Origin of the sequence: Pyxidicoccus fallax, from assembly GCF_012933655.1 — a bacterium.
Classification (GTDB): Bacteria; Myxococcota; Myxococcia; order Myxococcales; family Myxococcaceae; genus Myxococcus; species Myxococcus fallax.
Map to the genome: position 1 here is coordinate 1 of NZ_JABBJJ010000283.1, position 16233 is coordinate 16233.

The 16233-nt window shown below is 70.8% G+C and carries 15 protein-coding genes; 11 read left to right on the forward strand and 4 right to left on the reverse strand.

The genetic code is table 11. The annotated features are described in order from the left end of the window. Positions 1 to 123: 123 nt before the first annotated feature. The 3 genes from HG543_RS39840 to HG543_RS39850 all read right to left on the reverse strand — a co-directional run bounded on the left by HG543_RS39840 (position 124) and on the right by HG543_RS39850 (position 4170). Complete coding sequence (locus HG543_RS39840; protein ID WP_169350156.1) at positions 124 to 2220, reverse strand: MopE-related protein; 2097 nt, start codon at positions 2218 to 2220, stop codon at positions 124 to 126. Continuing rightward, complete coding sequence (locus HG543_RS39845; RefSeq protein ID WP_246357628.1) at positions 2217 to 3092, reverse strand: tetratricopeptide repeat protein; 876 nt, start codon at positions 3090 to 3092, stop codon at positions 2217 to 2219. Before HG543_RS39845 ends, HG543_RS39840 begins: the two co-directional genes overlap by 4 nt. A 79-nt stretch (positions 3093 to 3171) precedes the next feature. Beyond that, complete coding sequence (locus HG543_RS39850; protein ID WP_169350157.1) at positions 3172 to 4170, reverse strand: helix-turn-helix transcriptional regulator; 999 nt, start codon at positions 4168 to 4170, stop codon at positions 3172 to 3174. Between the two features lie 103 nt (positions 4171 to 4273). Here HG543_RS39850 and HG543_RS39855 point away from each other — a divergent pair, with 103 nt between their 5' ends. The 11 genes from HG543_RS39855 (at position 4274) to moaD (ending at position 15324) form a co-directional block, all read left to right on the forward strand. After that, positions 4274 to 5230: an SDR family oxidoreductase gene (locus tag HG543_RS39855; protein WP_169350158.1), complete on the forward strand. Its 957-nt coding sequence runs from the start codon at positions 4274 to 4276 to the stop codon at positions 5228 to 5230. A gap of 141 nt (positions 5231 to 5371) precedes the next feature. Beyond that, entirely contained in the window at positions 5372 to 6160 is a 789-nt protein-coding gene (gene uppS, locus HG543_RS39860) for an undecaprenyl pyrophosphate synthase (protein WP_169350159.1), read from the forward strand. Further along, on the forward strand, positions 6157 to 6987 hold the full coding sequence (locus HG543_RS39865) for a phosphatidate cytidylyltransferase (protein WP_169350160.1): 831 nt from the start codon (positions 6157 to 6159) through the stop codon (positions 6985 to 6987). The genes uppS and HG543_RS39865 overlap by 4 nt, the downstream gene beginning before the upstream one ends. 84 nt (positions 6988 to 7071) lie before the next feature. Continuing rightward, on the forward strand, positions 7072 to 8703 hold the full coding sequence (gene rseP / locus HG543_RS39870; protein WP_169350161.1) for an RIP metalloprotease RseP: 1632 nt from the start codon (positions 7072 to 7074) through the stop codon (positions 8701 to 8703). Positions 8704 to 8710: 7 nt separating this feature from the next. After that, positions 8711 to 9211: a septal ring lytic transglycosylase RlpA family protein gene (locus HG543_RS39875; protein ID WP_169350162.1), complete on the forward strand. Its 501-nt coding sequence runs from the start codon at positions 8711 to 8713 to the stop codon at positions 9209 to 9211. 10 nt (positions 9212 to 9221) lie between these two features. Continuing rightward, positions 9222 to 9959, forward strand: coding sequence for a tRNA (adenosine(37)-N6)-threonylcarbamoyltransferase complex dimerization subunit type 1 TsaB (gene tsaB / locus HG543_RS39880; RefSeq protein WP_169350163.1), 738 nt, complete (start codon positions 9222 to 9224; stop codon positions 9957 to 9959). Between the two features lie 56 nt (positions 9960 to 10015). Further along, positions 10016 to 11050 (forward strand): aspartate-semialdehyde dehydrogenase, encoded by a 1035-nt coding sequence (locus HG543_RS39885; protein WP_169350164.1) that lies wholly within the window; start codon positions 10016 to 10018, stop codon positions 11048 to 11050. A 126-nt stretch (positions 11051 to 11176) separates the two neighbouring features. Further along, positions 11177 to 12082: an MXAN_2561 family MXYO-CTERM-anchored protein gene (locus tag HG543_RS39890; protein ID WP_246357629.1), complete on the forward strand. Its 906-nt coding sequence runs from the start codon at positions 11177 to 11179 to the stop codon at positions 12080 to 12082. Further along, the gene (locus HG543_RS39895; RefSeq protein ID WP_169350165.1) at positions 12079 to 12816 is read left to right on the forward strand and encodes an MXAN_2562 family outer membrane beta-barrel protein; all 738 of its coding nucleotides are present in this window, start codon (positions 12079 to 12081) and stop codon (positions 12814 to 12816) included. Before HG543_RS39890 ends, HG543_RS39895 begins: the two co-directional genes overlap by 4 nt. Before the next feature lie 7 nt (positions 12817 to 12823). After that, on the forward strand, positions 12824 to 14656 hold the full coding sequence (locus tag HG543_RS39900; RefSeq protein ID WP_169350166.1) for a PKD domain-containing protein: 1833 nt from the start codon (positions 12824 to 12826) through the stop codon (positions 14654 to 14656). Beyond that, a complete protein-coding gene (gene moaD, locus HG543_RS56585; protein WP_169350167.1) occupies positions 14653 to 15324 on the forward strand; it encodes a molybdopterin converting factor subunit 1 in 672 nt (223 codons plus the stop codon). The genes HG543_RS39900 and moaD overlap by 4 nt, the downstream gene beginning before the upstream one ends. A 4-nt stretch (positions 15325 to 15328) precedes the next feature. Here moaD and HG543_RS39910 read toward each other — a convergent pair whose 3' ends face one another. Beyond that, positions 15329 to 15988 (reverse strand): hypothetical protein, encoded by a 660-nt coding sequence (locus HG543_RS39910; RefSeq protein WP_169350168.1) that lies wholly within the window; start codon positions 15986 to 15988, stop codon positions 15329 to 15331. Positions 15989 to 16233 lie beyond the last annotated feature (245 nt).

Consider the following 16233-nt stretch of genomic DNA (forward strand, 5'->3'; position numbering starts at 1 on the left):
GCTCGAGTCCGCTGGCGCTTCACGATCGAGGGCGCCCGCACCAAACTCGGGCGCGCGTACCCCCAGGCCCAGGCGGCCGTCGCCGCTGCCGCCTGAACCCCTCAGAATCTCTGTGCCGGGGTACTAGGGCCACTGCGGCCAGTGCACCATCATGCCGTTCTCCCCCGCGACCCACAGGTTCGCCGGGCTGGTGCCGGCGATGTCGTTGAAGCGGGCGCTGGTGCTTTCGTAGACGACCCGCCAGTCCTGGCCGTCGTAGCGGTAGATGCGGCCGTTGTAGGCGGTGGCGTAAGCGGAGGATGCGCCGAAGGCGATGACGGAGGTCAGGCTGTCGGCGTAATCGCTGGGGAAGGCCATCTTGCTCCAGGCCGTTCCATCCCACTTCAGCACGGTGTTCTCCGTGCCCACCGCGAACGCGAGCTTCTCGTTTACTACCCAGACTCCATTGAGGCGGGCAGGGCCCTGGTTGCTGGGGAGGGTTTCCCGCTGCCACTGGCCGTTGCTCGGGTTGAAGCGGTAGATGCGAGGGCTCTGCCCGATCGGAGCGCCACCCACCGCGAACAGCGCATTCCGACTGACGCCATGAACGTCATACAGAGAAGCAACCTGGGTCGTTCCGTAGGTGAGGGTGTTGGCGCCGTCCCAGATGAACGTCGAGCCTGCGCCGGACGAGTCGAAAGCAGGGGTCACGCCATGAATCTCGAGGTTGGCGCCGTTCCTGATGCCAACCAGTCCCCGAATTTCACGGTTCAGGTCGTGCGGTGTGGTGCAGTTCGTGCTCCCGAAATCCTGGAAGTCGAGTCGGCCCCCAAACGACCCCATGTAGCCGCGGCCATTGTTCGCGTCGACCCATATCGCGTACCGGTCGACGTTGGTGCCGCACCCCGTCGTCGTTAATTGGAACGAGGTGCCACCAGCGGGGAGCAGGGCGCGGACATCGATGCTACCGACGACTCCCACCGCACCAGAGGCTGGTGTCACGACGGAGCGCCAGTTGAAAGAGGCCGCACCCACGGTCTGCGATGCCCAGTGGGGATTGGAGCACACCGAAGTAGCCTCAACCAGGTTGTCGCAGTTGTTGTCCTCCTGGTCGCAGATCTCCGGCGCGCCCGGGTACGTGAACGGGTTCCCCTCCCTGCAGTCACCAGCCCGCGTGATGTATCCGGCACCAGGAGATACGCAGGACCGGGTCGCCGTGCCGCTGCCGTAGCCATCACCGTCCTCATCGAGCACCCAGTCCGACGGTTGCTGGGTGAGATTGCAGACGGCATTCCCGCTGACGGTGTCACACGCGTACTGGCCACCGCACTGTGACTCAGCATCCGTGCACGGCGTGCCGGGCGCGGGGATGCCCTCGTTCACGTTGCTGTCGCAGTTGTCGTCCACGTCGTTGCAACGCTCCATCGCGCCGGGACGCACGTTGGCGCTGCTGTCGTTACAGTCCGTCGGAGGACCCTCGATGTAGCCCGTCGGCACGCCATTACAGAAGACCGCCGCGGAGGCGTTCTTGTCACCGTGGCCATCCTGGTCCGCGTCCGGGTACGCGGTGATGCCATTGGGGATGGAGCAGACGACCTCCCCATTGTCACCACAGCGGCGTGTCCCCGAGCAGCTCTGCGCATTGGTGCAGCTCTGCTCCAGCGACAATTCCTCCAGGTCCGACCGGCCATCGCAGTTGTCGTCCTCGCTGTTGCAGCGCTCCGTGGCGCCCGGGTGGACCTCGGTATCACCGTCATCGCAGTCCGTACCGCCACTGCGAGTGGCCACATAGCCATCCCCGTCCCCATCCGTCGCGGCGAGCTGCAACGTCGCCTCGGTCACCTTGCCGGACGTGAGCGTGACTTGCTCCGAGTTGCGCACCACGGGCGTGCCGTCGCAGGCGCGCTCGAAGGCGCGGGCCTCCACCTCCACCGTATTGCCCCAGTCCTCCTGGGCGAGCACGCCCACCAGGAAGGAGCCGCTGGTGGGGACGCCCTGGCCCGCCACTTCCTTGGAGAGCTCCTTGCCGCTGTCAACGTCGCGGGCCATCACGAGCACACAGCCAGGCCGGAAGCCCTCGTAGGTCACGCTGAGCCGCACGGCGGCTTTACACGTGTCTCCAGCCACGAGGATGGCACTCGAATCCTGGACGACCGAGGCGCATCCGCCGAGCTCTTCACTGCTCGGGACGGTGCATGCATTGAGGAGCAACAGGAAGAGTGCCGCGGTCGCGCGAATCACGGGGACACCTCCGTGACAGGACGAGGCTCGGTGCCGGTGAACCAGGTGATGGCTGCGCCTGCCGCCGCCGTGAGGGCCGCGCCGAAGAGGACGTTCGCGATGAGTGCCTGACTCCGTGCATCTTCCAGGTGACCGCTCTGGGACTGCATGGAGGTGGCGCCCCGTGCGTCCTCGATGTTGCCCCGGGACTGGAGTCCGAAGTAGCCGCCCAGGCCGCCGGCCACGACGCCCGCGCCCAGCAACACCAACGGCAGGGGACGGAGGCGGCGGGAGCGTTCTTCGTGGAGCTGGGGCGGACTCAGGTCCACCGTGGGCGAGGAAGGCGTCGGGGGCGCCATCCGTCCCGGTTCCAGTGTGGACGGCTGGAGAGGCCGGTCGGTGGTGCCGGATGCAACCGACGGAGAAGAGGGGAGGGGCTGAGTGGGTTGCGCCCTGGCTCGTGCCTGTGCCGCGCGTTCGTTCCGCACCTCTTCGCGCACGGCCTCGAAGTCCCGCTCCACCTTGGGAGACACCTTCACCGGGAGCCGAGCCTCCAGGTCGAGGGACAGCGCTTCACGGAATGCTGTCAGGGAGCGTGGTCGCTGTCCAAGGTCCGCCAGCACGGCGCCTTCGTACAGCGCGGCCAGGGCCCGCTCGCCATCGGTCTTCGCCAGCGGCTTCGCCTGGGTCAGTGCCTTGAGGGACTGTTCGTACTCCAGTTCCTCATAGAGCCACACTGCTGTCTGCAATCGTGCCCGGAACCCGTCTTCCTGCCCCGGTACCTTCGTCGACGCAGCGCCCGCGGTCTGCGCGAGCATCGGCCCTGGCAGCAGCAGCGCCATGCCCAGGAACAGCGCGCGAGCGGGAGCCCCCCAGAAAGAAATGCTTTCCATGAAAGGTCACGCTACCACGCTCCTCCCGCCACTCCGCGCCGCTGTCCTTCACTTTCTCCCGCGTCTGACATTGCAACCGTCACCGCTTCTTCGCGCGCGGGGCCCGTCGTCGCGGTGCGCCATGCATGATCAGGATTCCCTCCGCCAGCGTGACGAGTCGGTTCCGCAGGGCCTCCGGGGCGAGCACCTCGAAGCCACCGCCGACCTCACAGAGCTGAGACACCGCGATGCTCTCCCGCTCGAAATCCACGGTGACGGTGCGGCTGCCATCGCTTGCCTTCGGAGCGCCTTCGATGCGCGCGCGGTCCGCCGGAGGGCGAATCATTTTCAGCGCCTCCGCCGCCTCCGCCGTGAGCCGCACGGTGACTTCATACGTGGCCCGCTTCTCCGCGAAGCGCTTGCACCACTCCCTCCAGAACGACGGCAGGTCGAAGCGCGCGGGGCGGAGGAATGATTCCTCCAACAGCTTCGCCCCCTCCACCCGCGAGCCCCGGTAGACGCGCGGCTCTTCACCGTTCCCCGCGACGAGGTACCAGCGGTCCGCCTTGATGACGAGCGCGTACGGGTCCACCACCTTCCGGCTTCGCTGGCCCTCGAAGTCCCGGTACGCCAGCACCACGCGCCGGTCCTGCCACACCGCGTCCCGCAGCACGGCCAGATGCGGCACGGGCTCGCGCTCCGCGAACCACGAGGACGCGTCCACGTGCAGCCGCTGCCGTGCGTATTCCAGCGTGGGCTGCTGTAGCGCGGGCAGCGCCGCCGCCAGCTTCACCAGCCCCGTTCGCAGCGGCGCCGACAACCCCAAATCTTCCAGGGCTCCCGGCGCTCCCACGGTCGCCAGCGCATGCAGCTCCGCGCGCGTCAGCCCGGTGAGCTGCGTGCGCCATCCCTCCATGAGCGCCACGCCCCCCGCCGCGCCTCGCGTCGCGTACACCGGCACTCCCGCGCCGGACAGCGCATCCAGGTCGCGATGAATGGTGCGCTCGGAAACCTGGAGCTCCCGGGCCAGCTCTCCCGCCGTCATCTTCGGGCGGGTTTGGAGCAGCAGCGTCAATCGGACGAGTCGGTCGGCACGCATGGGGGCAGTCGAGCGCGGACTGTACGCCGGCAATCATGACAGTGGGTGTCAGGATTCCATCGCCAGGATGCCTGGGAGACCCTCACCGAAGGAGCGCCATCCCATGAAGCCACTCGAAGGACGCATCGCCCTCGTCGCTGGTGCCACGCGCGGGGCCGGGCGGGGCATCGCCACCATGCTCGGCGAGGCGGGAGCCACCGTGTACTGCACGGGCCGCAGCGTGCGCGGCCGGCCCGCCTCCGGCGACAAGCGCCCGGAGACCATCGAGGAGACCGCCGAGTTCGTCACCGCGCGCGGCGGGCGCGGCATCGCGGTGCGGGTGGACCACTCCGTCGAGGAGGAGGTCTCCGCCCTGTGCGAGCGCATCCGCAGCGAGCAGGGCCGGCTCGACGTGCTGGTCAACGACATCTGGGGCGGGGACGCGCTCGCCGAGTTCGGCGCGCCGTTCTGGAAGCAGTCCGCCGCCAACGGCCAGCGCATGTACGAGCGCGCCGTCTTCACCCACCTCATCACCAGCCGCCACTTCGTGCCGCTCATGGTGGAGAAGAACCGCGGGCTCATCGTTGAAATCACGGACGGCAACACCTTCGGCTACCGCGGCAGCCTCTGGTACGACCTGGTGAAGATGTCCGTCATCCGCATCGCCTTCACCATGGCGAGGGATTTGCGCCGCACGCAGGTGACGGCGCTGGCGCTGACGCCGGGCTTCCTGCGCTCCGAGGAGATGCTGGAGAACTTCGGCGTGACGGAGGCGAACTGGCGCGACGGCGCGAAGAAGGACCCGCACTTCATCGCCTCGGAGTCCCCCGCGTACGTGGGACGCGCGGTGGCGGCGCTCGCGGCGGACCCGAACGTGGGCACGAAGGCCGGCCGGGTGTTCAGCTCCTGGGACCTCGCGCGCGAGTACGGCTTCACCGACCTGGATGGCTCCCAGCCCCACTGGGCCGATTACTTCGCCCGCGCCTTCGGCAAGCCGTGGCCCGCCGCTGGTGACGCCGCCTACGCCTCCTGGCGTAACGGCCCCGCCGACCTCGCTTGCCCGGATTGGCCCATTTATTAGTCAGGAAACCTACCTGGGCCTACATTCCAAAGCCCCGCCAACCGTCCACCCCGGGCGAGCGACCGGCCAGGGGCGCCGGGTGACGGTTGGGCCACGCGCCCGTGGACGCGGCGCGGCGGCGCCGATAGGGTGCGCGGCTTCATGGAACGCCCCTCGGTATCCGCCCTCGAGCTACAGGTGAAGGCCCGTCCTGTGCCTCGCCACGTGGGCATCATCATGGATGGCAATGGCCGCTGGGCGGAGTCCCGCGGCCTGCCTCGGCTGGAGGGCCATCGCGAGGGCAGCTCCAGCGTCCGCGAGGTGACGCGCACCGCGCGCCGCCTGGGCATCCAGGCCCTCACGCTCTACGCCTTCTCCTCGCAGAACTGGGCCCGCCCCGCCGAAGAGGTCGCCGGCCTCATGGAGCTGCTGCGCGACTACCTCGAGCGCGAGCGCCCCGAAATCCTCGACAACAGCATCCGCCTCAACGCCATCGGCGACATCGACCGGCTGCCCCGCTACGTGCGCGAGCCGCTCGACAAGCTGATCGCCGACTCCGCCCACAACACCGGCATGGTGCTGTCGCTGGCCCTGTCCTACGGCGGGCGCGAGGAAATCCTCCGCGCCGCCCAGCGCATGGCCGAGGCCATCTCCAAGGGCGAGCTCGTCCCCGGCCGCTTGGAGGAGAAGGACTTCGAGCAGTACCTGTGGACGAACGGGCTGCCCCCGCTGGACCTGGTGGTGCGCACCAGCGGCGAGCTGCGCGTGTCCAACTTCCTCCTCTGGCAGGTGGCGTACGCGGAGCTGTGCTTCACGGACGCCCTGTGGCCGGACTTCCGTACCGAGGAGTTCCTCCGCTGCGTGGCGCAGTTCCAGCAGCGTGAGCGGCGCTTCGGGCTGACCTCCGCCCAGGTGAAGCGGGAGGAACCTCCCCAGCGGGCCAAGGCGTGAACGACAAGAACAAGAACCTCGTCATCCGCATCGTCTCGGCAGTGACGCTGCTGCCCCTGGTGCTCCTGCTGCTCTTCCTGGGCGGCGTGTGGAGTGCCGGGCTGCTCGGGGTCGCCGCCGCCGCCTGTGTCGGCGAGTACTACCTCATCGTCCAGAAGCGGCTGACGGTGGCCGCCTGGGTGGGCATGGCCTTCGCCTTCGTGCTGCCCTTCCTGCCCCTGAGGGACGCGGCCCGCACCGGTGAGACGGCCTTCTGGCTCACCATCGTCTTCGCGTTCTTCGCGTGGATCTACCACCTGTTCAAGGGCCCCCTGGCCGAGGCGCCCACGCGCACCGCGCACCTGGTCAACGGCTTCCTGTACGGCTCGGTGGGCCTCACCGCGCTGTCCGCCCTGCGCCTGTTGCCGGACCATGGCCTGGCGTGGGTCATCTGCGCGCTGACCATCACCTGGGCCAACGACACCGCCGCCTACTTCTTCGGCCGCTTCCTGGGGAAGCACAAGCTGTACCCCGAGGTGAGCCCCAACAAGACGTGGGAAGGCTTCTTCGGGGGCATGCTGGGCTCGGTGGGCGGCATGTTCATCGCCAAGGCGGGCTTCTTCCCCGTCTTCACCGTGTGGGACTGTGTGCTGCTGGGCATCGCCGGCGGCATCCTCGGGCCCATTGGCGACCTGTGCGAGTCCATGCTCAAGCGGGCCTACGGGGTGAAGGACTCGGGCTTCCTCATCCCCGGGCACGGCGGCGTGCTGGACCGCATCGACGCGCTGTTGTTCAACGCCCCCCTGGTGTTCGTCTACGTGCAGTTCGTGCGCGGCCTCCTGCCGTAAGTCCGCGCCGTTCCGCCTGCCCGCCTGCTCGGCGGGCCCCGATGTGCGTTGTCCGTCCGGGCGCCCACGATTACTGTTGCGCCCATGCTCCAGAACGCCTTGTCCTTCATCGTCCTGCTGGGCGTGCTCGTCACGGTGCACGAGCTCGGCCACTTCCTCGTGGCCAAGGCCTGCGGGGTGAAGGTGCTGAAGTTCTCCATCGGCTTCGGTCCGAAGCTGATTGGCTTCACCAAGGGCGAGACGGAGTACCAGATTGCCCTGCTGCCCCTGGGCGGCTTCGTGAAGATGGCGGGGGATATGCCCCACGAGGAGCTCAGCCCCGAGGAGGCCAGCCGGGGCTTCCTCGCGCAGCCTCCCTGGAAGCGCGGCCTCATCGTCCTCGCCGGGCCCGCCTTCAACCTCATCTTCCCGGTCCTCATCTACTTCTTCGTCTTCCTCGGGCCGCACCAGGCCATCTCCACCCTGGTGGGCAGCGTCAGCCCGGGCATGCCCGCCGCCGCCGCCGGCATCCGCCCCGGTGACCGCGTCCTCTCCGTCGAGGGTGAGCCGGTGCGCACCTTCGACGACATGACCGAGGCCTTCGTGGGCCGCTTCGACCGGCCGATTCCCGTCGTGGTGGAGCGCGACGGGCAGCAGCTGACGTTCCAGGTGACGCCGGTGAAGACGGTGGACACGTCGCCCATCGAGACGGTGGAGCGCGGGAAGATTGGCGTGGAGGCGCTGTCGCGGCCCTCGCTGGTGGGTGTGCCCCCGGGCTCGCTCGCCGAGCAGTCCGGCCTGCGCACCTTCGACCGCGTCCTGGCCGTCAATGACGTCGCCGTGCAGGACGAGGCGCGGCTGTACCAGGCGCTGGCGAAGCACCCGGAGGGCACGCCCCTGAAGCTCACCGTGCGGCGGCTGGAGCCGGTGCAGGCGGGCGCCGTCACGGGCCGCGCGGCGAAGGTGCTGGACGTCACCGTGCCCAAGCAGGCCGGGGAGGGGCTGGCGGCGATTGGCGCGGAGCCCGCGGACCTGTACGTGGCCCTGGTGGCGTCGGGCAGCGCGGCGGAGAAGGCCGGCCTGAAGGCGGGGGACCGCATCGTCTCGCTCGACGGGAAGACGATGGAGTCCTTCTACCAGTTCACCACGCGGCTCAGCGCGATGAAGGAGCAGCCCTTCACGCTGACCTGGCGCGGCGCGGGCGGCGAGCGCACGGAGAAGCTGGCGCAGGCCCCGCTGGAGATGGTGGACGGCATGGGCAACCCCTCCAAGCCGGTGGTGCTGGGGGTGCGCAACTGGGACCCGCGGTACGCGGACCGGACGGCGGAGGACCAGGTGACGGTCCACTTCGGGCCGGGCGAGGCCTTCAAGGAGGCGGCGCTCATCGTCCCGAAAATCGTCGGGCAGATGGTGAAGGTCATCGGCGGGCTCATCACCCGCGACGTGCCGCTCTCCACCGTGGGCGGGCCCATCATGATGTACCAGATGGCCGCCAAGAGCGCCGAGCGGGGCCTGGATACCTTCCTCGAGCTGATGGCCATCATCTCCATCAACCTGGGCGTGATGAACCTCTTGCCCATCCCCGTGCTGGACGGCTTCCACCTGCTGTCCGCCGCGTGGGAGGGCATCCGCCGCCGCCCCATTCCCGTGCGGGTGCGCGAGGTGGCCAACATGGTCGGCCTGGCGCTGCTCATCATGCTGATGCTGCTGGCCGTCTCCAACGACGTCATGCGCTAGAGGTGCCATGCGAGGAAGTCTCGTTGCCTGCGTCGTGGGACTGAGCGTGCTCGCGGGCTGTGCCCAGCGGGCGGCGAAGCCCCAGCCTCCGGAAACCCCCGCCGCCACGCGCCAGGCGCCGAAGTCGCAGGGCTCGCCTCCCGTGACGCGGCGCGAGCAGATGCCGCGCGGCTACCTGGGCGAGGGGCTGGCGTCCTTCTACGGCCCGGGCCTGCACGGCCGGCCCACCGCCAGCGGCGAGCGCTTCAACCAGAACGCGCTCACCGCCGCGCACCGCAAGGAGCGCTTCGGCTCGTGCGTGCGCGTGGTGAACATGGAGAACGGCAAGCAGGTGGAGGTGCGGGTGAACGACCGCGGGCCCTTCGTGGAGGGCCGCATCATCGACCTGTCGCTGGCCGCCGCGAAGAAGCTGGACATGGTGGACAAGGGCGTGACGCGCGTGCGGCTGTACCGCTGCACCACGCCCGTGTCGGAGATTCCCCGGGCGTCCTGGGCCGCGCCGGTGTAGGGAGCGGCGCATGTTCCTCTCGCTGGACACCTCCACGCTGACGCTGTCGCTGGCCCTGGTGGAGCGCGCGCCGGACGGTGGCGTGCGCGCGCTGGAGCACGTGGTGGTGGGGCCGCCCCAGAAGCAGAGCGAGGTACTGCCCGGCATCATCGGCGAATTGCTGGCGCGGCACGGCGCGAAGCTGGCGGCGCTGGAGGGGCTGGTGGTGGGCCTGGGGCCGGGCTCCTTCACGGGGCTGCGCATCGGGCTGGCCACGGCGAAGTCGCTGGCGTACGCGGCGAACCTCAAGGTGGCGGGCGCCTCGTCGCTGGCGGCGGTGGCGCTGGAGGGGCCGGAGGACGTGCCGCTGTACTGCCTGGCGGTGGCGCGCAAGGACGACCTGTACCTGGGCGCGTACGTGCGGCGGGGCGGGACGGTGGAGGCGCTGGAGCCGGAGACGGCCATGTCCCCCCAGGAGGTGGCCGCGCGGATGGCGGCCGAGCCCCGCGCGCTGGCGCTGGGCCCCGCGCTGACGGACTACCGCGTGGCGCTGGAGTCGCACGGGGTGGCGCCAGAGCGGCTCTTGGCGGGGCCGACGTTTCCCTCGGCGGTGGCGCTGGCGCGGCTGGCGCGCTTCCCGGCGGAGTGGAGCCTGCAGACGCTCTTCGCGCTGGAGCCGCACTACGTGCGCGCCTCCGAGCCGGAGCGCAACCCCAAGTTCCCTCCGCTGCCCGGGCCGGCGCCCTCGGCGCGGTTGAAGGAAGACTGACGCCCGCGTCGCGCGGCGCTCGCGTCCGCGGGCGCGGGTAGGTAAAGGACGCGCCCATGAAAGACGACGTGACGATTGGCGTGGTGGGAGCCACCGGCGTGGTGGGCCGCGAGGTGCTGGCCGCGCTGTACGCCCAGGACGTGCCCGCCGAGCGCGTGCGCGCCTTCGGCTCCGAGCGCTCCAACGGCCTGGAGGTGGAGTACGGCGAGGACTCGCTGGAGGTGGAGCGGGCCACGCCGGACGCCTTCCGGGGCCTGGGCGTGGTGCTGCTGGCCACCCCGGCCGAGGCGTCGCGCACGCTGGCCCCGGCCGCGCAGGCGGCGGGCGCGTGGGTGGTGGACGTCAGCTCCGCCTTCCGGGGCGACGGCAACGTGCCGCTCGTACTGCCGGGCTTCAACGGCGAGGCGCTGGGCGCGGGCTTCACCTTCAAGGGCCGCGTGGTGTGCCTGCCGGGCGCCGTCACCTCCGCCGTGGTGCAGGTGGTGGAGCCCCTGCGCCGGGCCTTCGGCGTGGTGCGCGCGCAGGTGACGGCGATGATGGGCGTGTCCAGCGCGGGCGTGCGCGGGGTGGCGGAGCTGGAGAAGCAGACGGCGGACCTGCTGTCCGGGCGCGAGCCGGAGCCCCACGTCTTCCCCCACCGGGTGGGCTTCAACCTCGTGCCCCAGGTGGGCGGCTTCATGGTGAACTCCCCCTGGACGGAGGAGGAGGGCGGCTGGACGCTGGAGGCCGCCCGGCTGTTCTCCGCCCGGGGCGAGGTGCCCGTCATCGCCGGCACCGCCGTGCAGGTGCCCAGCTTCTACGGCCACGGCCTCACCCTCAACGTGCAGCTCAAGAAGCCGGGCCCGGTGGAGCAGGTGCGCGCCGCCCTCAAGACGTCCCAGGCACTCAAGGTGCTGGACGCCCCCGGCGAGCGCATCTACCCCATGCCCATGCTCGTGACTTCGGACCCGGCCGTCCATGTGGGCCGGGTGCGCGCCTTTCCCCAGGCCCCCGAGTGGGTGACGCTCTTCGCCGCCGTGGACAACGCCAGCCGGGGCGCCGCCCTCAACCTCGTCGAGGCGGGAATGCTCCTGGCGAAGCGGCCCGCCTGACAAATTGGCAAACGCCCCCGAAGCCGCCCTGCCTGTTTGGCGGGGCGGTGGGGCCTCCCAGAGGCGGAATAGGGCGTTTGCATGGGGGTTGTGGGTGGCCTCCCACTTGCTAGCGTGCGCGTATCCATGCGTTTCCTATCCGCTGGTCTCCTGCTCTTCGCGTCGACGGCCCTGGGACAGTCCCTGTCCGTGACCTTCTCGGGCACGAACATCCAGGCCGACAACAGAATCGTCGTCTCCCAGGCCGAGTGCGCGAATCCCCAAACCATCAACTGGCAGCTGTCGAACGCCAACCTGTGCGACACCGTCTACATCTGGCTGTCCAACGACACCTGCGCGGGCACGCCCGGAACGGATGACCTCCAGCTGGAGGAAATCCAGCGCACCCCCACCACGACGACGGGCTCCGAGAGCTTCCGCGTCTCGGAGATGCTGGCGCGCAACAACTCGAGCTGCGGCGCGACGGACGTGGAGCGGACCTTCCGGCTCTGCGCGACGACGCGCCTGTTCGACTCGACCATCACCACGAACTGCCGGACCGTGGCCGAGACCATCGGCACGCCGGCCGTCACCGTCACGTATGACGCCAAGCCGCCCGCGGCTCCCGAGGCGCCGTCCGTGTCGGGGCTGGACGGGGCGCTGAACGTGCGGGTGACGGCGCAGGGCGACGCGGAGTTCATCCGGGTGGAGGTGCGGGCGCTGGGGACGGACGCCGACGGCGGCACGGCCCCGGTGGGTGAGCCCATCACCACGAAGGAGCAGTCGACGGACAACACGTCGTTCCGCATGGAGGGCCTGCAGAACGACGTCGAGTACGCCGTGCAGGCCCGGGCGGTGGACCTGGCGGGCAACGAGAGCGGCCTGTCGGAGGCGGTGCGCGGGACGCCCATCGCGAGCAGCGGCTTCTTCGATGCCTACGTCGATGCCGGGGGCTCCGAGAAGGGCGGGTGTGCCGCGGCGGGTGGCAGCCTGGCGGGGAGCGTGGCGCTGGCCGTCCTGGGCCTGTGGCTGTCGAGGAGGAAGCAGTCATGAGTCGGGCAACGGCCCTGGGGTTCGCGGCGCTCCTGTCCGCGCTTCCCGCATGGGGACAGGACACGCCAGGGGTGGTGATGCAGCCGGAGGATCTGTCGCTGCAGTCGCCTCGCAGCGGCGCGGTGCAGTTCAAGCTGGGCGGCTACAAGCCCCTGGTCGACGACGAGGAGGGGCTCACCGGCTCGCCGTACAAGGACACCTTCGGCGACGAGTCGATGCTGCTGTTCGAGGCGGAGCTGCAGCGCTTCTTCTACCAGGGCGTGGGCACGGCGGGCGTGGGCCTGTCGGCCGGCTACGCGGAGAAGTACGCGCCCGCGCGGCTGGCCAGCGGCGCCGAGGCGGCGGAGCAGACGGCGCTGAAGGTGGTGCCCATCAACCTCAACCTCTTCTACAAGTTCGACTACGCGGCCTTCGAGTGGGGCATCCCCTTCGTGCCCTACGGCAAGATGGGCCTCATCTACACGCCGTGGTGGGTGAACAAGGGTGAGGAGCGCGAGTCGGTGCCGGGCCGCAAGGCCTCGGGCGCCGAGTGGGGCTGGAACGCCACGGGCGGCATCGCCTTCATGCTGGACGTGCTGGAGCCGCGCTTCGCGCGCGACTTCGACTCGGACCTCGGGGTGAACCACAGCTACCTCTTCGCCGAGTACACCTACGCGGATGTGAACAATTTCGGCGGCGGCGGGCTCGACCTGTCCAGCCGGCGCTGGATGTTCGGACTGGCGCTGGACTACTAAGCGGCTCATGCCGCTTCCTCCGCGCCCCCGGGCCCCGCTTGTCGCGCTGCTGCTGCTGCTGACGGTCGCCGTGGGCCCCGGGGGCTCCGGCTGCCGGCGGGCGGCGCGGCCGGACCTGGGGCAGGACCGCACGGTGGAGGCGGGCGTGCCGGTGGAGCTGGGCTCGCGCGAGGAGGGCGCGGCGGCCGTCACCTGGGAGCTGGGGGACGACACCGCGCCCCAGAAGGCCGCGAGGCTGTCCCACGCCTTCTCGCGGCCGGGCACGTACACCGTGCGGGCGCTGGACGAGGGCGAGGAGGTGGGCCGCGTCCAGCTCACCGTGGTGCCGCGGCCGGTGCTGCGCGCGGTGCCCGCCACGGCGCAGACGGTGCTGTGGGTGCCCCAACTCCGCGGCCACGTGGAGCCGCTGGTGGACTTCTACGAGCGGCTCATCGGCCCGGAGAACGCGCGGCGCACGCTGGAGGAAGCCCCGCTGGTGTCGCTGATGCTGCGCGGCGTGACGGGCGGCTCCACCGTGGTGGACCCGGAGGAGGGCTTCGGCTTCTTCCTCCTGCCCGAGTTCGACGGCGTGGTGGCGCTGCTGGGCGTGACGGAGCCGGCGGCGGCGATGGAGGCCGTGTCGAAGGAGCTGCGCGACGCCGGGCATCAGGTGCGGCCCCAGGCGGACGGCTCGGCGCGGGTGATGCCCTCGGAGGGTGGCTCGCCGATGTTGCTGTTCGAGGACCGGGGCTACCTCTACCTGGCCGTGCCGGAGAACCCGGAGGAGCCGGAGGAGGGCCAGGTGGCGCGGGCACAGCTCGCGGTGACGCCGGACGTGGAGGTGGCGCGCCGGGCGGTGAAGGCGCTCACGGGCCCCGGCCTGTCCGAGGACGCGCTGCTGGGCGAGCTGCGCGGGAAGGTGGCGGAGGGCAGCGTGTACCTGTACTCGGGGGCGCGGCCGGAGCCGATGGAGCAGGGCGAGGAGGAGGGCCCGGTGCGGGGCTTCTTCGCGTCGCTGGCCGCGCGGCCGGAGCGGCTGGACCTGGATGGCTTCCTCGCCTCGACGCGGCCGCTGCTGCAAGGCGGGAGCGCGCCGGCGTCCGCGCTGCTGGAGCAGGCGGCGCTGGGGCCCCTGGCGGCGGCGCAACTGTCCGTGCCGCCCGAGGAGCTGGCGAAGCTGGCCTTCGGCTCGCCGGGCTCGCCCCGCCGGGAGCGCACGCTGGAGCGGTGGCGCCAGCAGGGGCTGGACGCGGAGCCGCTCCTGAAGGCGCTGCGCGGCGACGTGGGGATGCTGGTGTACTTCGACGCGCCGGCCTTCTTCCGCAAGTTCATCCAGGACAAGCGGCCGGAGCCCCGGGGCACCGTGGTGGTGGAGGCGGGGCTGACGTCGTCCGAGCCCGTGCTGCGCCTCCTCGAGCGGCAGCTCCAGGACACCTCGCTGCGCTTCACGACGCAGAAGCTGCCGGACGGCGTGGTGTACCGGACGCGGCTGCGGGAGCAGCCGGTGGAGCTGCGCATCACCTCCCAGCGCGCCACGCTGCTGGCGGGCGAGGTGCTGGAGGGGCGGCCGCGCGGAGACGTGGGCGCGGCGCTGCGCCAGCGCTTCGGCGGCGAGGCGTTCGGCGCCGGGCACGTGTCGGTGATGGTGGATTTGGGGCAGCTGCGCGCGGACCTCTCGGCGCCGGAGAGCGTGCCGGGCGTGCCCCAGGGACAGCTGGCGGCGGCGCAGGCCTTCACCGGCGCGCTTCTGGATCAGCTCACGCCGCTGGACTCGGCCTTCCTGGACTTCTCGCAGGCGGAGGGCGGGGCCCGGCTCAAGGGGCGCGTGTCGCTGCGCAGCGAGCGGGAGGTGTCGCGGTGAGTGGTGCGAGCATCACGGTCCTCTTCTTCGCCGCGGCCCGGGAGCGCGCGGGTGGGGCGCGGCAGACGCTGGAGGTGCCCGAGGACGCCCGGGTGAGCGACGTGCTGCGGCTCTTGTCGGAGCGGCACCCGGCGCTGGCGCCGCTCCTGCCGCACCTGCGCGTGGCGGTGGACCAGGAGTTCGTGGGCCCGGAGGCGCCGGTGCGCGCGGGCGCGGAGGTGGCGCTGATTCCGCCGGTGGCGGGCGGCGCGCCGGGGCTGTTCCGCGTGGTGGACCGGCCGCTGCGCCTGGAGGAAGTGGTGGAGGCGGTGGGCGGCGAGGCGTACGGCGGGCTCGTCACCTTCAGCGGCTCCGTGCGCAACCAGACGAAGGGCCGGCGGGTGCTGCGGCTGGAGTACGAGGCCTACGCGCCCATGGCGGAGAAGAAGCTGGCGGAGATTGGCGCGGAGGTGGCGGCGCAGTGGCCGGGGACGCGGCTGGCCATCGTCCACCGCGTGGGCACGCTGACGCCCGGAGAGCTGGCCGTCGTCATCGCCGCGGCGGCGCCCCACCGGAAGGAGGCGTTCCGCGGCTGCGAGCACGCGATTGAGCGGCTCAAGCAGGACGTGCCCATCTGGAAGAAGGAGTTCTTCGAGGACGGCGAGGTCTGGGTGGGCCTGGGGCCCTGAGGCTTCAGCGGACGCGGAAGAAGCCGGGGACGTTGACGCCGGTGCCGGCGTCGGGCTTCTGCTGGGTGCGCTCTTCCTCGGTGAGGGGGCGCAGCGGCTTGTCCAGGCCCAGGGCCTTGCGGCGCTCGGCCTCCTTCTTGGCGGCGAGCTGCAGGGCGCGCGTGTTGGCCTCGGCCTGGCGCTCCGGCGTGGGGCCCGCGATGAGGAAGCCCACCGGCAGGCTGAGGAAGAGCGCGCTCACCACCAGCAGCCAGCCCATGTCCTTCCACTGGAGGGGGCCGACGCGCTCCTTCACCACGGAGCCCTGCACGACGAGGGACAGCTGCCCCTCGAAGAGGCGGAGCGTCGTGCCCTCGGCGAGGTCCACGGAGGTGCGGCCGTTGTCGCGGCGCTGCTCGGATTCGGGCACGGGGCCGTAGGCGTCTCCGCGCAGCTTGCGCTCGATGCGCGCGGCGGGAGGCAGGTGGATGCGCCAGCCGCGCTCGGTGCGCTCGGCGAAGAGGAAGGGCTCCTCCGGGAGCGTGAAGCCATAGAGGGGCAGGGGGGCCTTCTCGTCCGGCGCGGCGTGGACGGGGGCCTGCTCGGGGCCATAGCTCCACGCCTCGGAGAGGTTGGTGCCCCAGTACAGCTCGCAGTACAGCCCGCCACCCGTCTTGGTGCTCATCGCGCGCGGAAGCATAAGGTCCTTCACCCGTCTGGCGCCCGTCGAAGTGTTCCCGGACGTCCCGCAGGCGACGTCCGACGCCCGTCCGCCCCCTGGACAGCCGGGGCGGGGAGAAGGTTCCACGAGGGCACGACGGCACGGATGCGCCGCCAGAAGACCCGCGCGGGGGTTCTGGGCCGTCACGCGATGGGCAAGCCCGCCCCTCAAGGTGTCTCTTATACAAATCTCCGAGCCCACGAGACGTT

Bases quoted from the DNA above. Each gene is read 5' to 3' on its own strand.
- uppS (WP_169350159.1), top strand. From the start codon at position 5,372: ATGGAACGCCCCTCGGTATCCGCCCTCGAGCTACAGGTGAAGGCCCGT.
- rseP (WP_169350161.1), top strand. From the start codon at position 7,072: ATGCTCCAGAACGCCTTGTCCTTCATCGTCCTGCTGGGCGTGCTCGTC.
- HG543_RS39895 (WP_169350165.1), top strand. From the start codon at position 12,079: ATGAGTCGGGCAACGGCCCTGGGGTTCGCGGCGCTCCTGTCCGCGCTT.
- HG543_RS39910 (WP_169350168.1), bottom strand. From the start codon at position 15,988: ATGAGCACCAAGACGGGTGGCGGGCTGTACTGCGAGCTGTACTGGGGC.
- HG543_RS39845 (WP_246357628.1), bottom strand. From the start codon at position 3,092: ATGGAAAGCATTTCTTTCTGGGGGGCTCCCGCTCGCGCGCTGTTCCTG.
- tsaB (WP_169350163.1), top strand. From the start codon at position 9,222: ATGTTCCTCTCGCTGGACACCTCCACGCTGACGCTGTCGCTGGCCCTG.
- HG543_RS39850 (WP_169350157.1), bottom strand. From the start codon at position 4,170: ATGCGTGCCGACCGACTCGTCCGATTGACGCTGCTGCTCCAAACCCGC.
- HG543_RS39885 (WP_169350164.1), top strand. From the start codon at position 10,016: ATGAAAGACGACGTGACGATTGGCGTGGTGGGAGCCACCGGCGTGGTG.
- HG543_RS39900 (WP_169350166.1), top strand. From the start codon at position 12,824: ATGCCGCTTCCTCCGCGCCCCCGGGCCCCGCTTGTCGCGCTGCTGCTG.
- HG543_RS39890 (WP_246357629.1), top strand. From the start codon at position 11,177: ATGCGTTTCCTATCCGCTGGTCTCCTGCTCTTCGCGTCGACGGCCCTG.
- HG543_RS39875 (WP_169350162.1), top strand. From the start codon at position 8,711: ATGCGAGGAAGTCTCGTTGCCTGCGTCGTGGGACTGAGCGTGCTCGCG.
- HG543_RS39855 (WP_169350158.1), top strand. From the start codon at position 4,274: ATGAAGCCACTCGAAGGACGCATCGCCCTCGTCGCTGGTGCCACGCGC.